This window comes from uncultured Allobosea sp. (genome assembly GCF_945956895.1).
Taxonomy (GTDB): Bacteria; Pseudomonadota; Alphaproteobacteria; order Rhizobiales; family Beijerinckiaceae; genus Allobosea.
Genome location: NZ_CAMFJF010000021.1, coordinates 1 through 16,720 on the forward strand (window position 1 = coordinate 1; position 16,720 = coordinate 16,720).

Genomic DNA, 16,720 nt, shown 5'->3' on the forward strand with positions numbered 1-16,720 from the left:
ACTTGAGCAGGTCCTTGGTCTCCATCGCGACCAGCGGCCCGATGATCTCGAAGACATCGCCGCCCGAGGAGAAATTGCCGCCGGCGCCGGTGACGACGATCGCCTTGACGTTCTCTTCCTTCTGCGCGGCAAGGAAGAAATCCGTGAGTTCGCGGTAGCTTGCGAAGGTCAACGGATTCTTTTTCTCAGGCCGGTTCAGCGTCACCGTCGCGACCTTGCCGGAGACCGAGAGGCTGAAATGTTCCGGCTTGAAGCCCGCGACCGGCAGGGTCGTGGCATTGGCGATCTGGGCCATCAGGCGTCTCCCTTGGCGGCGTCCTCTGCCCGCGCGGCAATGGCGCGATGCAGCGAGGCTTTCGTCTGTCCGAGCAGCCGGAAGAGCTGCGCGATCTCGATCTGGTCGAGCCCGGCGAAAAGCTCGGCGATCCAGTCCTCATGGCGCTCGGCCATGGCGCGGAAGGCCTTGCGGCCCGTGGCCGTGAGGGTGAGGATCTGGACGCGTCGGTCCTGCGGCGCCGGGCGCTTGTCGACCAATCCGTCCGTCACGAGGCCCGCGACGACGGCGGTGACATTGCCGTTCGAGACCATCAGGCGCTGCGAGACTTCGCCGACGGTCATGCCGACCACGGTCTTGTCGAGCTGCGCCATCAGGTCGAAGCGCGGCAGGGTGGTCTTGAATTCCTCGCGCAGCCGGTTGCGGATTTCCGTCTCGATCAGGGTCGAGCAGGTCAGCATCCTCAGCCACAGGCGCAGTTCGTCCTTGTGGTCGCCGGGGCGTTCGCTGGCCTTGGTCTCGCGGTCGAGGATCAGGGAAGAGGAGGGCGTTTCCATCTCAGAACTCCCCGCCATTGACGAGCAGAGACTGGCCAGTGACGGCATCGCTGCCCGGCCCGCAGAGATAGAGCACGGCGGCCGCGACCTCTTCCGGCGCGATCAGGCGACCCTGCGGATTGTCCTTGATCATTGCCGCGAGCGCCTCCTCGCGGCTCTTGCCGGTCCTGGCGGCGACATTGTCGATGCTGGCGGTCGCCATGTCCGTGTCGGCATAGCCGGGGCAAACGGCATTGACGGTGACGCCGGAGCGCGCCGTCTCCAGCGCCAGCGACTTCACCAGCCCGACCACCGCGTGTTTCGCCGCCGTATAGGCGCTGACATAGGGATAACCGCGATGCCCGGCCGTCGAGGCGATGGCGATCAACCGCCCACGGCGGTGCTCCAGCATGGCCGGCAGCGTGGCGTGGAACAGGTTCACCGTGCCGATCAGGTTGATCTCGACCATGCGGCGGAAGCGCTCGCTGTCGCTGCGCATGAACGGGCCGGTCTCGACCGCGCCGGCATTGGCGATGGCGATGTCGAATGCATGCAAGCGGGAGAGCTGGTCGAGCGCCGCGGAGACCGAGGCTTCGTCGCGCACGTCGCAGGCCGCGAAATCGGCGGCGCCCCCGGCAGTGACGACCTCCCGCAGGGTCGCTTCGTCGCGCCCGAGGATGCTGACCCGGGCCCCGGCCACCGTCAGCGCGGCGGCGATGGCCCGGCCGATGCCGCGTCCGCCACCCGTTACCAGTGCGCGCTGTCCTTGCAGTATCATGGCCGTTCGACCTCCGAATGCGAATATATTTTAAGTCTGAAGGAATTTGCAAGCGGTCTGCCGGCGACGCTGGGGCAGGGTATTTCGCGGCGCAAAATAACTGCCACAGAGGGGCTTTGCGATCTCCGGCGGCCGCAATCCGTCCAGGATCGCCGCAAAAGTCTCTTGAGCTCAAAAACATTTTAGGTTTAAAATAATTTCTCAAGCCGGGTCGGCCGGTTCCCGAATGGAGGCGTCGATGCGTATCGCGGTCGTGGGTGGAGGGCCTGCGGGGCTCTATTTCGCATTGCTGATGAAGCGGGGTTGGCCGGAGCTGACGGTCGATGTCTTCGAGCGCAACCAGCCAGACGACACTTTCGGCTTTGGCGTTGTCTTCTCCGACCAGACGCTCGACACCTTCAAGGCGGCGGATACGAAGAGCTATGCCGCGATCCGCGACAATTTCGCCTACTGGGACGATATCGAGATCCACTTCAAGGGCGACAGCTACCGCGTGCCCGGCAACGGCTTCTGCGGCTGCTCGCGACGCTCGCTCCTGATGCTGGTGCAGGCGAGGGCGCGCGAGCTCGGCGTCAACCTGCATTTCGGCGACGATATCGCCGATGTCGAAACGCTGAAGCGCGACTATGACCTCGTCGTCGCTGCCGACGGTGTCAACAGCCGTCTGCGCGAGAACTGGCGCGACCGTTTCCAGCCGCAGACCGACCTGCGCCCCAATCACTTCACCTGGATGGGTTCGACCCGCCCCTTCGATGCCTTCACCTTCTTCTTCAAGGAGACGGAGCACGGGCTCTTCATCGCCCATTGCTACCAGTATGAGGCCGGCCGCTCGACCTGGGTGCTGGAGACCGACCCGGAGACCTTCGAGAAGGCGGGCCTGGGCGCCATGGATGAAGCCCAGTCGGCCGCCTTCCTTGAAGGTGTCTTCGCCGAGGAATTGCAGGGCCACAGGCTGATCACCAATCGCTCGCTCTGGCGCAATTTCCCGATGATCCGCTGCCGCCATTGGGTGGTCGAGAACGTCGTGCTGATCGGCGACGCCAAGGCGACCGCGCATTTCTCGATCGGCTCCGGCACCAAGCTTGCGATGGAGGACGCCATCGCCCTGCACAAGGCGATGGGGCAGGCCAAGCTCGATGTCACGGCCGGCCTGAAGCTGTTCGAGACGCAGCGCCGCGAGGAGGTCGAGAAGACCCAGCATGCGGCCGATGTCTCGCTGGTCTGGTTCGAGGAGCTGAAGCGCTTCTGGGGGTTCGAGCCGCTGCGCTTCGCCTTCGGCCTGATGACCCGCTCCAAGGCGATCACCTATGACAATCTGGCACTACGAGCGCCGGAAATGGTCACCGCCGTCGACAAGCTCGTCGCCGACGGGCTCGGAGACCTCGCCAGGCGGCGCAAGGACGGCTCGCCCGTCCCGCCGGCCTTCCAGCCCTTCAAGCTGCGCGAGATGCGGGTCGAGAACCGCATGACGCTCTCGCCGATGTGCCAGTATTCGGCAGAGGAGGGGCAGCCGACGGACTGGCACCTGATGCATTACGGCTCGCGCGCCATCGGCGGTCCCGGCCTGATCTTCACCGAGATGACCTGCGTCGCGCCGGACGCCCGCATCACCCCCGGCTGCACTGGCCTCTGGAACGACGAGCAGGAAGCCGCGTGGAAGCGGATCGTCGGCTTCGTGCATGCGAATTCCGCCGCGAAGATCTGCCTCCAGCTCGGCCATGCCGGACGCAAGGGCGCGACCAAGCTGATGTGGGAGGGCATGGACCGCCCGTTGCCGGAGGGCGCTTGGCCGATCATCTCGGCCTCGGCGTTGCCCTACTACCCGGAAAGCCAGGTGCCGCGCGAGATGACCCGCGCCGACATGGACCGGGTCACGGCTGAGTTCGTCGTCGCTGCCGAGCGTGGCGAGCGTGCCGGCTTCGATATGCTGGAGCTGCACTGCGCCCATGGCTATCTGCTGGCGAGCTTCCTCTCGCCCCTGACCAACAAGCGCACGGACGACTATGGCGGCTCGGTCGAGAACCGTCTGCGTTATCCGCTCGAAGTGTTCCGGGCGCTGCGCGAGGCCTGGCCGCGCGAGAAGCCGATGTCGGTGCGCATCTCCGCGACCGACTGGGTCGAGGGCGGTCTCTCGGCGGCGGATTCCGTCGCGATCGCCGAGGCCTTCGCTGCCGAGGGGTGCGACCTCGTCGACGTCTCGACAGGCCAGACCGCAAGGGAATCGCGGCCGATCTACGGCCGCATGTTCCAGACGCCGTTCTCGGATCGCATCCGCAACGAGGCCGAGGTCGCGACCATGTGCGTCGGCAACATCACCACCGCCGATCAGGTCAACACCATCATCGCCGCCGGCCGCGCCGATCTCGTGGCGCTCGGGCGCCCGCATCTCGCGGATCCCTCCTTCGTGCTGCGCGCAGCCGCCTGGTACGGTGTCGATACCGACCAGCCGGTGCAGTATCAGCCGGGCAAGGACCAGCTCATGCGCAACACGCCGCGCGAGCGTCAGGATCTGGAAGAGCTCAAGCTCAAGGCCAAACCGAGCCGTCACGCTGTCGCGAAATAGGCGGTGGCCTACTTTCCTTCGGCTTCGCTCCGACGCCCCGAAGGCGAGACATCGGGAATGGTGGGCGCGACCGGCTTGCGCTCGCCGAACGGATTGGCCGAGGGCGGGTTGCGTCGCAGGCGGAAGGCGAGATAGGCCGCCGCTGCCGCCGAGAGCCCGCCGAGATAGGCGAGCAGCCCGTTCGGCCCGACCGCTTGCATGAAGGCGGCGGAGACCAGCGGGCCGATGGCGGAGCCCATCGCCCAGAGGAAGAGCAATTGCGCGGAGAGGCCGAGCGCCCGCTCGCGGCCGAGCCGGAAATAGGCATGCGCGACGGCAACCGTATAGATCGGCATCGCGCCGGCGCCGATCAGGGCGAAGAGGCCGAACAGCCAGAAACGCGTATGGGGGACGGAGAGCCAGAGCACGGCTCCCAGCGCCAGCGAACAGGCCACGACCGAGATCGTAGCGCTCAGCATGATCTTGCGGCTCTCGACGCGATCGGCCAGCAGGCCGAGCGGCCATTGCAGCACGAGCGCGCCGATCTGGATGCCGGCGGTGAGCAGGATCGCCCAGGTCTGGTCGAGGCCGATCAGGATGCCGTAGGCGGGGGCGACATTGGTCAGCGCGCCGCCCATCAGGCCGACATAGAGGCAGCCGATCACCGAGGCTGGCGCGTATTGCCACATCGTGTTGAGGCGCACAGAGACGACCTCGCCCGATTCAGGCCCCTTGGCGCGGGTCATGCCGACCGGGATCAGCGCGATCGAGAAGGTCGCGCTCGCCAGCAGGAAGATGTCGTGTGACTGCAGCGAGACATAGCCGACGCCGATCTGCGAGCCGATCAGCGCAAGGCGGTTGAGGATCTGGTAGAAGCCGAACAGGCGTCCGCGCTGGCCGGCCTTGGCCTGGCCGCTGATCCAGCTCTCGATGCAGATCGCATGGCCGGCGCCGGCGAAGCCCATGCCGAGCCGCGAGATGCCCCAGAGATCGAGCGGCGTCAGCGCGAAGCTGATCGTGAAGACTGCCTGCAAGGCGGCGAAGACCGCGAAGGCGCGGATATGCCCGACGCGGCGGATAAAGGTCGGGATCACGAAGCAGCCGGCGAGGAAGCCGACGGAATAGGCCGAGCCGACGAGGCCGATCAGCAGCGGCGCCTTCTGCTCCAGCGCCATCTTCAAGGGCACCACCGTGTTCACGATGGTCGAGGCGATCTGCAGGATCAGCGCGCCGCTGACGATCGCGCCCAGGGCGGCGACGGAGCTCGTCTTCGGCTCGGCTGGCTGGCTCACGGCGGTCCGGGCCTCCGACGCAGGCGCGTTGGAATCCTGCGATTCCGGCGGCTGCAACTCCTGCGGTTGCGATGCTTGCGACATATCCGATTCGAAGGCCAGTTTGGGAAAAATGGGCTGAGATTGCAGCCTCGCCGGAAAAGATGGGCCAATCGGGGCAGATCAGAAAAAAATCATCGTCTTTCTTCCTCCACCCTCCGGCCGCGATCGCGCCGTCTTCGCATGGCTTTGGAGGCGCGCGCCGTGCCTCGCCCAGCCCTATGCGGAACGCGAAAATTTATCGACGCGGTTCACCGGCGATTAACCAAGGCAGCGCCTTATCGATACGGAACGAAGTTTGGGTTCTCCCGGTATGCTCTGTCTCACCGCGACGTGCATCGCATCTCCCCTTGTCGAGATGCGAGCGGCGACGCTGTGCCTGCTGCCGCCGGGCGTGGCGTAAGCGTATCGAGAGTGCGGCGGATGACCTATACGACCTATGTGCGGGAAGGTGGCGCGCCTTATGTGCGGCCGCGCCGTCGCCGCCGGCCCTTGCTTAAGGGGCTCCTCGTCGCGTTCGCCCTGAGCGGAGGCGCGATATCCGGCTTCTGGATGCTGGGGCAGGGCGCGCCTAGCCCCGATGCCGGCAACACTCTCACCGCAACCGCCCGCAAGGCACCGGCTGCCCGCCTCGCCCAGCAGCAGGCACCGGCCTATAGCGGCCTGCTCGATCCGGCCCTGTCGGGCGGCAAAGGCGCCTCCTTCGTCCAGGGCGCTCCGGTCCGCTCGGCCTTCCAGCCGTCGTCATCTTCGCTGGCCGCCGTGGCTCCCGCCGAACCCGCCTTGCCGCTGCCGTCCCAGCCGCCGGTCACGCTGGCGGAGAAGGCCGCGCCCATGCCGGTGCCGCGCCCCCTCGACCTGCTTCCGAAGACGGAGCCCCAGCAGCTTCAGCCGCAACAGCTTCAGCCGCGCGTCGCGCAGCCGACCACGCCGCGCCGCAACCGGACGGCAGCGGCTGCCGCGCCGACGCCTGAGGACAACCGCAACTTCTTCGAGAAGCTGTTCGGCGTGCAGAAGCAGGCCGAGCCGGCCGGGACCGCGCTCGCCTATGCCGCGCCGCAGGACGACATCGTCGATCGCGGCCGGATCACCCGGCTCAGCCCCTCGGTCGGTACGCCGACGCGCACCGCCGAGGCCGGCACGGCGATCTACGATATCGCCGCCAAGATGGTCTACATGCCGAATGGCGAGCGTCTGGAGGCGCATTCCGGCCTCGGCGAGATGATGGACGATGTCCGCTACGCCCATGTCCGGATGAAGGGCGTCACCCCGCCGCATACCTATACGCTGACCGAGCGCGAGGCGCTGTTCCACGGCGTGCGCGCCATCCGCCTGAACCCGGTCGGCGGCAGTGGCGCGATCCATGGCCGCGCCGGGTTGCTCGCGCACACCTACCTCCTCGGGCCGCGCGGCGACTCGAACGGCTGCATCTCGTTCAAGGACTATGACCGCTTCCTGCAGGCCTTCCTGCGCGGCGAGGTCAAGCGCATCGTCGTGGTCGCAGGAAACGGCTGACTTCCGGCCGGCGCATCCGCCGCCGGCTGAAAGTCTTCACCACGCCATCTGCCGGCAGGCGTCCGTCTCACGCCGCTCCGGCCATGTCCCTGCTAGGACGGGTGGCTGAAGCTTGCGACCCGCGCATCCTTCATCAGGTTGCGGAAATCGGCGCCGCTGACATGCACCAATGTCCGGTGGTCGCCGCCTTCGAAATAGACCTCCTTGGCGTCGCCGAGGCTCTTGTCGAGGATCACCGGCACGTCATAGGCCGATCCGACCGGCGGAACGGCGCCGATGTCGCAATCGAAGAAGAGCGAGCCGATCTCGTCCTCGGAGGCAAGACCGAGCCGCTTCTCCATCATATCCTGCAGGCGCGACAGCTCGATCCGGTGCGTGCTCGGCACGACGGCGAGCACATAGCCGGTCTCGTGATGGACGACGACCGATTTGGCCAGTTTGCTGCCGGGAATATGGGCCGCCTGTGCCGCCTGGCTGCTGGTGGCCGTACGATGATGGGCGACGGTGTCATAGGCGATGCCCTGGCCGTCGATATAGCTTTGGAGCTTCTTGGCGATGGTCATGATAGGCGCCCCTCTCTTGCGTGGTGACGCATCAGAGCGAGTATCCTCCTCCCATCGTCGGCGAAGTCAACGGTGGCGGCGGGCGAGGCGCCGGATGCCGTCATGCTCGGGCTTGACCCGAGCATCTCATGCCGGATGAGGCTCCCGTAGCCCCCGCGTCATGAGATTCTCGGATCTGCGCGGAGTCTACCCTTGGGCCGACCGAAGGCCGGACCCAAGGGCTTCGCCCGAGAATGACGGAAGGGTCAGCCCGCCGCCTTGGCCTTGCTCCTGGCAGGGGCCTTGGCGGGAGCCTTGTCAGCGGCCTTCTTGGCTGGGGCCTTCTTCGCAGCGGGCTTCTTCGCCGGCGCCTTGGCCTTCGTCGCAGCGCTGGCGGCTTTCGCCTTGCCCCTGGCGCCGCCCTTTGCCTCGGCCTTGGCGTTCGCCAGCTCGATCGCCTGCTCCAGCGTGACGCTCTCCGCCGTCATCGTCTTGGGCAGTGTCGCGAAGATCTTGCCCCAGGCGACATAGGGGCCGTACTTGCCCGCCTTGACCTCCAGAGCGCCGCCGGCGGGATGGTCGCCGAGCGCCCGGCCCGGCGTCGTCGCCCTGCCGCCGCGTCCGCCGCCGGCCTCCTTGGCGACGATCAGGTCGATGGCGCGGTTGGCGCCGAGTTCGAGCACGTCGTCATCCTTGTCGATATTGGCGTAGACCTTGCCGTGCTGGACATAAGGCCCGAAGCGCCCGATGCCGACGAGGATCGGCTCGCCGCTCTCGGGATGCCGGGCAACCTCGCGCGGCAGGGAGAGCAGGGCCAGTGCCTTCTCCAGCGTCACGCTCGCCGGGCTCATGCCCTTGGGCAGGCTGGAGCGCTTCGGCTTCTCGCCTTCGCCGAGCTGGATATAGGGGCCGAAACGGCCGTCGCGCAGCGTGACTTCGAGATTGGTCACAGGGTCGGTGCCGAGGATGCGCACGCCCGGCGTGCCCTGGCCGCCCTCGGCGCTAGCCTCGCCGTCCGCTGCGGGCACGGAGAGGGGGCGCGTATAGCGGCATTCCGGGTAGTTCGAGCAGCCGACGAAGGCGCCGAACTTGCCGAGCTTCAGCGAGAGCTGGCCGTTGCCGCAGGTCGGGCAGACGCGCGGATCGGAGCCATCGGCCTTCTTCGGGAAGATATAGTCTCCGAGGATGCCGTTGAGCGCCTCCAGCACGTCGCCGACGCGCAGGTCCTTGGTCTCGCCGATCGAGGCCTGGAATTCGTCCCAGAAGGCGCGCAGCAGCGCCTTCCAGTCGATCTCGGCATTCGAGACGCGGTCGAGATTCTCTTCGAGATTCGCCGTGAAGTCGAACTCGACATAGCGCTTGAAGAAGCTCTCCAGGAACGCTGTGACCAGCATGCCCTTGTCCTCGGGCACGAGGCGCTTCTTCTCGATGCGGACATATTCGCGGTCCCGCAGCGTCGAGAGCGTCGCGGCATAGGTCGAGGGCCGGCCGATGCCGAGCTCTTCCATGCGCTTGACCAGGCTCGCTTCCGAGAAGCGCGGCGGCGGCTCGGTGAAATGCTGGTCGGCGGCGATGTCGCGCTTCTCCAGCTTGTCGCCGGCCTTCATCGCCGGCAGCTTCCTGGAATCCTCGTCTTCCTCGTCGTCGCGGCTCTCCTGGTAGAGCGTCAGGAAGCCGTCGAAGAGCACGACCTGGCCGGAGGCGCGCAGTTCCAGATTGCGGGCGCCGACCTTGGCGGCGATATCGACCGTGGTGCGCTCCATCTCGGCCGATTCCATCTGGCTCGCGATGGTGCGCTTCCAGATCAGCTCGTAGAGCTTGGCCTGCTCGGGCTCGAGATGGCGTGCGACCATCGCCGGCAGGCGGCCGAGATCGGTCGGCCGGATGGCCTCGTGGGCTTCCTGCGCGTTCTTGGCCTTGACCGTGTACTTGCGCGGCGCGTTCGGCACGTATTTCGCGCCGAACTCCTTGCCGATGACGCTCCGCGCCGCGGCGATGGCCGAGCCGTCCATGTCGACGCCGTCGGTACGCATATAGGTGATCAGGCCGACGGTCTCGCCGCCGATATCGACGCCTTCATAGAGGCGCTGCGCCAGCTGCATCGTCCGCGCCGGGGCGAGGCCGAGCTTGCGCGAGGCCTCCTGCTGCAGCGTCGAGGTCTGGAAGGGTGGCTGCGGATGGCGCTTGACCGGCTTGGCCTCGACCTCGGCCACGGTGAAGAGGGCGGTTTCCAGCGCCGCCTTGAAGGCCTTGGCCTCTTCCGCGTTGCCGATATCGAGCCGCGCGATTTTCTTGCCGTCGGCGCCGACGAGGCGGGCCTCGAAGGTCTGGCCGGATTCGGTCGCGAGCGTCGCGACCAGAGACCAGTATTCGCGGGCCCGGAAGGCCTCGATCTCGCGCTCGCGGTCGCAGACGAGGCGCAGCGCCACCGACTGCACGCGGCCGGCCGAGCGGGCGCCCGGGAGCTTGCGCCACAGCACCGGCGAAAGCGTGAAGCCGACGAGATAATCGAGCGCGCGCCGCGCCAGATAGGCGTCGACCAGCGCCTGGTCGATCGCGCGCGGATTGGCCAGCGCCTTCTGCACGGCGTCCTTGGTGACGGCGTTGAAGGTGACGCGCTCGACGGGGATGCCCTTCAGCACCTTCTTCTGGTTCAGCGCCTCCAGCACATGCCAGGAAATCGCCTCGCCCTCGCGATCCGGGTCAGTCGCGAGGATCAGCTTCTCGGCGCCCTTCACGGCGCGCGCGATCTCGGCGACCTGCTTGGCGCCGCGGCCCTCGATCTCCCATTTCATCGAGAAGTCGTTATCGGGCTCGACCGAGCCGTCCTTGGCCGGCAGGTCGCGGATATGCCCGAACGAGGCGATCACCTCGTAGTCGGAGCCCAGATACTTGTTGATCGTCTTGGCCTTGGCCGGCGACTCGACGACGAGGAGCTTCATGATTTTCGTGTCTCGATAACAGCCCTGATCAGAGCGCGGAGCCGGCCCTGAGGGACGGTCCCGCGACCCGCAAGACCGCTGCGGTTCGGAAGATGCGCGCGAAAGTGGTTCAGCGCGCCCGCCGTGTCAAACCCCGAATGGGGGGGTGACGATGATCGCTTGCCCGCTGATGCAGCGGTGAGACATGGGGGCGATCGCCGGCTTTGCAAGCGGGGGAGGTCCGCAGCAGTCTTCGCACCTTCCAGCAAAGCCCTCATCCTGAGGAGGCCGCAACGCGGCCGTCTCGAAGGATGCTCCAGAAGGAACTGGAGCCACCTGAAGCATCCTTCGAGACGCAAGCTCCGCTTGCTCCTCAGGATGAGGGCTCTGCTGTTTGGTGAAGGCCTTCAGCTCCGCGCCGCCACCAGCCTGTCGATGAAGCCATCGGTCTGGGCGCCGTTGATCCAGCGCAGCACGGCGACGACGTCCTGCTCGGGGTCGACCCAGATCACGTTGCTGCCGGCACCGAGCGCCGAGAAGGACGAGGCCGGCACGCCCGGCCGGGCAGCAAGCCACCAGAGATAGCCGTAATTCGCCAGGGTGGGCGAGGGCGTCAGCATGCGCTTGATCCAGTCCCGCGACAGGATCTGCCGGCCGCCCCAGTCGCCCTGCCGGCCGACCAGCAGGCCGAAGCGGGCATGGTCGCGCGCGCCGATGAACAGCCCGCCGCCCCAATGCCCGCCGCCCGGCACCGACTGGACCGAGCGTCCGTCGATATCCGCGAAGGAGGTGCTGTAGCCCTGCCATTCCCAGTCCGGCGAGGCGCCGATCGGATCCATCACCCGCTCGCGCAGCACCTCCGGCAGCGGCCGGCGGAAGCATTCTAGCAGTGCGTAGGAGAGAACGTTCACGCGCACATCGTTATATTCGTAGAAGGAGCCTGGCGTCTTGAGCTCGCGGCGCTGGCCCTTGCGGCTATTGTCGGCGCCGGGGCCGATCTGGCGGTTATGGTCGACCTGGTCGGATTTGCCGAAGATCTCGCCCTGCCATTCGCTCGACTGCTGCAGCAGGTGGCGCCAGGTGATCTGGCCGTTATGTGGGCCGGAAAAGACCGGGCCGGCAACTGTCTTGCCGACCGGCTCCTCGACGTCCTTGATCAACCCGTCGTCGAAGGCGATGCCAGCCAGCACCGACAGATAGCTCTTGGCGATCGAGAAGGTCATGTCGGCGCGCGCTGTGTCGCCCCATTCGGCAACGATGCGCCCGCCCTTCAGGATGAGCCCGGCCGGGCCGCCGCGCTCGCGCACCGGGCCGACGATCTCGGTCCAGGGGCCGCGCTCGTTCCACTCGACATTCCCGACATAGCTGCCGTCCGGATAGTACAGGCTGCGCGGCCAGGGGCTTTCCTGCTCGCGGGCGAACTCGACCGCGGCCTTCAGCCTGTCCGGGTCGAAGCCGGCCTCGGCGGGCGCGATCGTCTGCCAGAGGGCCCCATTGGGGGCGGGAACGAAGGCATCGGTCGGACTGGACAAGGCGGCATCCTCAACGCACGGCGGAAAAGCCGATTGGTAGCGTCGTTTGGCCGAAAGCTCCAAGACCTGCATGAGAAGACCCACAGGACATGTGCCCTCCCGGTTCGGGGCCGCTTGCGCCGCGCCCGACTCGCGCCTAAACAGCCTGCTTCAAATGACATCGCCAGCACCGCTCTACCCGCACCGCCATCTCCTCGGGATCGAGGGGTTGTCCCATCTGGACATCGAGGCGCTGTTGGACAGGGCCGAAACCTATGTCGCGCTCTCCCGACAGGTCGAGAAGAAGACGGCGACTCTGCGCGGCCGCACCCAGATCAACCTGTTCTTCGAGCCCTCGACCCGGACGCAGGCCTCCTTCGAGCTCGCGGGCAAGCGCCTCGGCGCCGACGTGATGAACATGTCGGTCGCCTCCTCTTCGGTGAAGAAGGGCGAGACGCTGATCGATACCGCCGCGACCTTGAATGCCATGCGGCCGGACATCATCGTCGTGCGCCACCATGCGGCCGGTGCGGTCAACCTGCTTGCCCGCAAGGTCGGCTGCTCCGTCGTCAATGCCGGCGACGGCGCCCATGAGCACCCGACCCAGGCCCTGCTCGACGCGCTGACGATCCGTCGCAACAAGGGCCGCATCCAGGGGCTGACGGTGGCGATCTGCGGCGACATCCTGCATTCGCGCGTCGCCCGCTCGAACATCATCCTGCTCAACGCATTGGGCGCGAAAGTCCGCCTGATCGCGCCGACGACGCTGCTGCCGGCCGGCATCGAGCGCATGGGCGTCGAGGTCTTCACCGACATGAACAAGGGGCTGGAGGGCGCCGACATCGTCATGATGCTGCGTCTCCAGCTCGAGCGCATGCACGGTGCCTTCGTGCCCTCGTCGAAGGAGTACTTCCGCTATTACGGGCTCGACCACGAGAAGCTGGAGCGCGCCCAGCCGGACGCGCTGGTGATGCATCCGGGCCCGATGAACCGGGGCGTCGAGATTTCGTCGGCCGTCGCCGACGGCGCCCAGTCGCTGATCCGCGAGCAGGTCGAAATGGGCGTCGCCGTCCGCATGGCGGTGCTCGATGCGCTGGCCCAGCATCTGCCGAATGTCTGAGCGCAAAGAGACCGAACATGGCTGAAACGCAGGACATCGCAATCGTCAACGCTCGCCTGATCGACCCGGCCACCGGGCGCGAGGGCGCAGGCTCTGTGCTGATCCGCGACGGCGCGATCGCCGCGGTCGAATGGCAGGGCGCGCCCGCGACAGGCGAGGGCGTGCGCCGCATCGATGCGAAGGGGCAGGTGCTGACGCCGGGCCTCGTCGACCTGCGCGCCTTCCTCGGCGAGCCCGGCGCCGAGTTCCGCGAGACGCTCGGCACCGGCTCGCAGGCCGCCGCCGCCGGCGGCGTCACCACGGTCGTCTGCCGCCCGGACACCAACCCGGTGATCGACGATCCCGCGATCATCGATTTCGTCAAGCGCCGCGCCCGCGACAAGGCTGTCGTCAACGTCCTCTCCTGCGCGGCCCTGACCAAGGGGCTGCACGGCAAGGAGATCACCGAATTCGGCCTGCTGCTGGAAGCCGGGGCGGTCGCCTTCTGCGACGGCGCGAAGGGCCTGCGCAATCCGCAGGTCATGCGTCGCGCCATGATCTACGCGCGCAATTTCGACGCGCTCATCATGAACCATGTCGAGGACCCCGACCTGCGCGGCTCCGGCGTGATGAACGAGGGCGAATTCGCCAGCCGCAAGGGCCTGCCGGGCATTCCGATCGAGGCCGAGACGGTGATGCTGGAGCGCGACATCCGCCTCGCCCGCGCCAGCGGTGCCCGGTATCATGCCGCGATGATCTCCTGCGCGGAATCGGTCGAGCTGGTGCGCCGCGCCAAGCAGGACGGTGCGCGCGTCACCTGCGGCGTGTCGATCAACAATCTCACCCTCAACGAGAACGATGTCGGCGAATACCGCACCTTTTGCAAGGTCACGCCGCCTTTGCGCCATGAGGACGACCGCCTCGCCATGGTCGCGGGGCTGGCGGAGGGTGTGATCGACGTCGTCGTCTCCGATCACGATCCGCAGGACGTCGAGACCAAGCGCCAGCCCTTCGCCGAATGCGCGGACGGCGCGCTCGGCATCGAGACGATGCTCTCGGCCGTCCAGCGCCTGGTCCAGGCCGGGCAGATCGGCCTGCCACAATTACTCGCCGCGCTTTCGGCGCGGCCGGCCGCGCTGATCGGTCTCGATACGGGCAGGCTTGCCGTCGGCGCGCCTGCGGATCTCGTGCTCTTCGATCCCGAGGCGCCCTTCGTCGTCGACAAGCGCAAGCTCAAGTCGCGCGCGAAGAATTCGCCCTTCGACGAGGCGCGGCTCGAAGGCATCGTGGCTGCGACCTTCGTCGGCGGCCGGGTGGCCTATGAGGCCGAAGCGTAAGGGAACCCAAACCTCCGCGGGTCATCCCGGGCTTGACCCGGGATCCATGCCGGAGCGCTTCCGAAGAAGGTTCAGGCATGGATCCCGGATCGGCGCCGCTCCGCGGCTTGTCCGGGATGACGTGACACTTCCTTATGGCGGGAACAGATTCTACTGTGCGCCCACTGGCCGATGGTATGAGGGGCTGAATGGCTGAGACGTTGAACTGGGGCCTGTCCGGCCCCGCCACGCTGATCGCCCTCGTCGTCGGCTATCTCTTCGGCTCGATTCCCTTCGGCATCATCCTGACGAAGCTTGCCGGCGGACCAGATCTGCGCAGCATCGGCTCGGGCAATATCGGCGCGACCAATGTCCTGCGCACCGGCAACAAGAAGCTCGCGGCAGCGACCCTCGTCGGCGACATGCTGAAGGGCACGGTCGCGGTCCTGGTCGGCGCGCGTTTCCTTGGCGGCCCGGAGGCTGCGCTGGCGGCCGGCATCGGCGCCTTCCTCGGCCATCTCTTCCCGATCTGGCTCGGCTTCAAGGGCGGCAAGGGCGTCGCGACCTATATCGGCGTGCTGATCGGCGTGAAGGCTTCGATCGCGCTGGTCTTCGCTGCGATCTGGCTGAGCCTGGCTTATCTGTTTCGCTATTCCTCGCTTGCGGCGCTGGTCGCCAGCGTCCTGACGCCGCTCCTGCTCTGGTTCTGGGCCGGGATGCCCAAGGCCGCGCTCGTCATGACCGGGCTCACCGTCCTGCTCTGGATCATGCACCGGGAGAACATCGCCCGGCTGCTGGCCGGGCGCGAAGGCAAGATCGGCCAGAAGGGCTGACAGGGCATGGCTGGGATCGTGCTCTCCGATCGCCAGCGTTTCGATTGGTTGCGGTTGATCCGCAGCGAGAGCATCGGTCCGCGCAGCTTCCGCTCGCTGATGAACCGCTTCGGCTGTGCAGCCGCGGCGCTCGACGCGCTGCCTGTTCTTGCCCGGCAGGCCGGCCGCGACATCCGCATCTGCCCTGCGAGCGAAGCCGAGCGTGAGTTCGAGGGGCTGTCGCGCCTCGGCGGTCGCTTCGTTGCCCTCGGCGAGGCCGACTATCCGGTGCCGCTGCAGGCGATCGATTCGGCCCCGCCCTTGCTGGCCGTGCTCGGCCGCGTCGAGGTTCTGCAAAGGCCGGGCGTGGCGCTGGTCGGCTCGCGCAACGCCTCGGCGGCAGGCATGAAGTTCACGGCGAGGCTCGCCCGCGAACTCGGCGAGGCCGATTTCACTGTGGTTTCAGGGCTGGCGCGCGGCATCGACACCGCCGCCCATGAAGCAAGCCTCGAAACCGGCACCGTCGCCGTGCTCGCCGGCGGGCTCGACGAGGTCTATCCACCGCAGAACATCCCGCTCGCCCGCCGCATCCTGGAGCGCGGCGCGCTCGTCAGCGAGATGCCGCTCGGCTGGGTCGCGCGGGCGCGCGACTTCCCCCGCCGTAACCGGCTGGTCTCGGGGCTGTCCCTCGGTACGGTCGTGGTCGAGGCCGCCCGCCGCTCGGGCTCGCTCATCACCGCGCGCTTCGCCAACGAGCAGGGGAGGCTGGTCTTCGCCGTGCCGGGCTCGCCGCTCGATCCGCGCGCCGAGGGCGGCAATCACCTAATCCGGGAGGGCGCGACACTTTGCGCCGAAGCGGCCCATGTCATCGAGGCGTTGCAGCCCATGCGGCAGCGCGAGCTCGATCTGTCCTTTCCCGCCCGCGTCATGCGCGAGCTCGCGGGAGAGCCGGCCTCCGAGGCGATGTGGGACGAGCTCGACCTGCCTGAAATCACGCCGGCGCCCGGCTATTCCCGACATGAGAACGGCTTCGAGGCGGAGCCTCCGTCATCCAGCCAGACGAACGACGAGCCCGATCCCGGCCGACTGGTGCTCGATCTTCTCGGCCCGGCGCCGATCGCGCTCGATGATCTCGTCCGCGCCAGCGGGCTCGCGGCCCGCGAGGTCGGCCATGTTCTTGTCGAATTGGAACTGACCGGGGCGATACGGCGCCATCCCGGCGGAACATTGTCGCGCAACCTGCCGTGAGTCGTGGCACGGTCTTTCGACTCAATGCCTTTCGCTGCTCGGCGACGCCAGCCGCTCCACTTCGGCGGAGGCCTCGAGCCGCGCCATTTCCAGGAAATAGCTGAGGGCGCTGAGCCTGGTGTTACGGGCCATGATGCGCAATTCGGCGGCCATGCCCTCGATGAAGGAAGCGGCCTCCAGCGGCGACATCGGCTGGTCGGGGATTTCGTCATCGTCCTCATCCGAGTCGGATTCGAGGGCGACGAGCTTGGAAACTTTATCCTTCATGGCGAATGGATTCCCTCCCATATCGGGG

General features: G+C 67.2%; 14 protein-coding genes. 6 read left to right on the plus strand and 8 right to left on the minus strand.

Features of this window, described 5'->3' with window-relative positions; translation table 11 throughout:
- From Q0Q02_RS13345 to Q0Q02_RS13355, 3 genes are all read right to left on the minus strand, one after another.
- Window positions 1-295: enoyl-CoA hydratase-related protein (locus Q0Q02_RS13345; protein WP_293810143.1), on the minus strand; the 295-nt coding region annotated here is incomplete at its 3' end.
- Window positions 295-831 carry a MarR family winged helix-turn-helix transcriptional regulator gene (locus Q0Q02_RS13350; RefSeq protein WP_293810145.1) on the minus strand — a complete coding sequence of 179 codons (537 nt, stop codon included), beginning with the start codon at window positions 829-831 and terminating at the stop codon, window positions 295-297. The genes Q0Q02_RS13345 and Q0Q02_RS13350, both read right to left, overlap by 1 nt.
- A gap of 1 nt (window position 832) precedes the next feature.
- Window positions 833-1,588, minus strand: coding sequence for an SDR family NAD(P)-dependent oxidoreductase (locus Q0Q02_RS13355; protein ID WP_293810147.1), 756 nt, complete (start codon window positions 1,586-1,588; stop codon window positions 833-835).
- Window positions 1,589-1,826: 238 nt separating this feature from the next.
- Here Q0Q02_RS13355 and Q0Q02_RS13360 point away from each other — a divergent pair, with 238 nt between their 5' ends.
- Window positions 1,827-4,151, plus strand: a complete 2,325-nt coding sequence (locus Q0Q02_RS13360; protein WP_293810149.1) for a bifunctional salicylyl-CoA 5-hydroxylase/oxidoreductase — start codon at window positions 1,827-1,829, stop codon at window positions 4,149-4,151.
- Window positions 4,152-4,159: 8 nt separating this feature from the next.
- On the opposite strand, the gene Q0Q02_RS13365 is transcribed toward Q0Q02_RS13360, so the two are convergent.
- Window positions 4,160-5,422, minus strand: coding sequence for an MFS transporter (locus Q0Q02_RS13365; protein WP_293810151.1), 1,263 nt, complete (start codon window positions 5,420-5,422; stop codon window positions 4,160-4,162).
- 462 nt (window positions 5,423-5,884) lie between these two features.
- On the opposite strand from Q0Q02_RS13365, the gene Q0Q02_RS13370 reads away from it, so the two are divergent.
- Window positions 5,885-6,976, plus strand: coding sequence for a DUF2778 domain-containing protein (locus tag Q0Q02_RS13370; RefSeq protein WP_293810153.1), 1,092 nt, complete (start codon window positions 5,885-5,887; stop codon window positions 6,974-6,976).
- 92 nt (window positions 6,977-7,068) lie between these two features.
- Here Q0Q02_RS13370 and Q0Q02_RS13375 read toward each other — a convergent pair whose 3' ends face one another.
- The 3 genes from Q0Q02_RS13375 to Q0Q02_RS13385 all read right to left on the minus strand — a co-directional run bounded on the left by Q0Q02_RS13375 (window position 7,069) and on the right by Q0Q02_RS13385 (window position 11,971).
- Window positions 7,069-7,539: an aminoacyl-tRNA deacylase gene (locus Q0Q02_RS13375; protein WP_293810155.1), complete on the minus strand. Its 471-nt coding sequence runs from the start codon at window positions 7,537-7,539 to the stop codon at window positions 7,069-7,071.
- A 245-nt stretch (window positions 7,540-7,784) separates the two neighbouring features.
- The gene (topA, locus tag Q0Q02_RS13380; protein ID WP_293810156.1) at window positions 7,785-10,460 is read right to left on the minus strand and encodes a type I DNA topoisomerase; all 2,676 of its coding nucleotides are present in this window, start codon (window positions 10,458-10,460) and stop codon (window positions 7,785-7,787) included.
- A 386-nt stretch (window positions 10,461-10,846) separates the two neighbouring features.
- Window positions 10,847-11,971: a serine hydrolase gene (locus Q0Q02_RS13385; RefSeq protein WP_293810158.1), complete on the minus strand. Its 1,125-nt coding sequence runs from the start codon at window positions 11,969-11,971 to the stop codon at window positions 10,847-10,849.
- A gap of 154 nt (window positions 11,972-12,125) precedes the next feature.
- Here Q0Q02_RS13385 and Q0Q02_RS13390 point away from each other — a divergent pair, with 154 nt between their 5' ends.
- The 4 genes from Q0Q02_RS13390 (at window position 12,126) to dprA (ending at window position 16,425) form a co-directional block, all read left to right on the plus strand.
- The gene (locus Q0Q02_RS13390; RefSeq protein ID WP_293810160.1) at window positions 12,126-13,070 is read left to right on the plus strand and encodes an aspartate carbamoyltransferase catalytic subunit; all 945 of its coding nucleotides are present in this window, start codon (window positions 12,126-12,128) and stop codon (window positions 13,068-13,070) included.
- Window positions 13,071-13,087: 17 nt separating this feature from the next.
- Entirely contained in the window at window positions 13,088-14,386 is a 1,299-nt protein-coding gene (gene pyrC, locus Q0Q02_RS13395) for a dihydroorotase (RefSeq protein WP_293810162.1), read from the plus strand.
- A gap of 188 nt (window positions 14,387-14,574) precedes the next feature.
- Window positions 14,575-15,198 (plus strand): glycerol-3-phosphate 1-O-acyltransferase PlsY, encoded by a 624-nt coding sequence (plsY, locus tag Q0Q02_RS13400; RefSeq protein ID WP_293810163.1) that lies wholly within the window; start codon window positions 14,575-14,577, stop codon window positions 15,196-15,198.
- Window positions 15,199-15,213: 15 nt separating this feature from the next.
- Window positions 15,214-16,425, plus strand: coding sequence for a DNA-processing protein DprA (gene dprA, locus Q0Q02_RS13405; protein WP_293810241.1), 1,212 nt, complete (start codon window positions 15,214-15,216; stop codon window positions 16,423-16,425).
- A 21-nt stretch (window positions 16,426-16,446) separates the two neighbouring features.
- Here the strand turns inward: dprA and Q0Q02_RS13410 are convergent, their stop codons facing one another.
- Complete coding sequence (locus tag Q0Q02_RS13410; protein ID WP_293810164.1) at window positions 16,447-16,692, minus strand: hypothetical protein; 246 nt, start codon at window positions 16,690-16,692, stop codon at window positions 16,447-16,449.
- Between the last annotated feature and the right edge of the window lie 28 nt (window positions 16,693-16,720).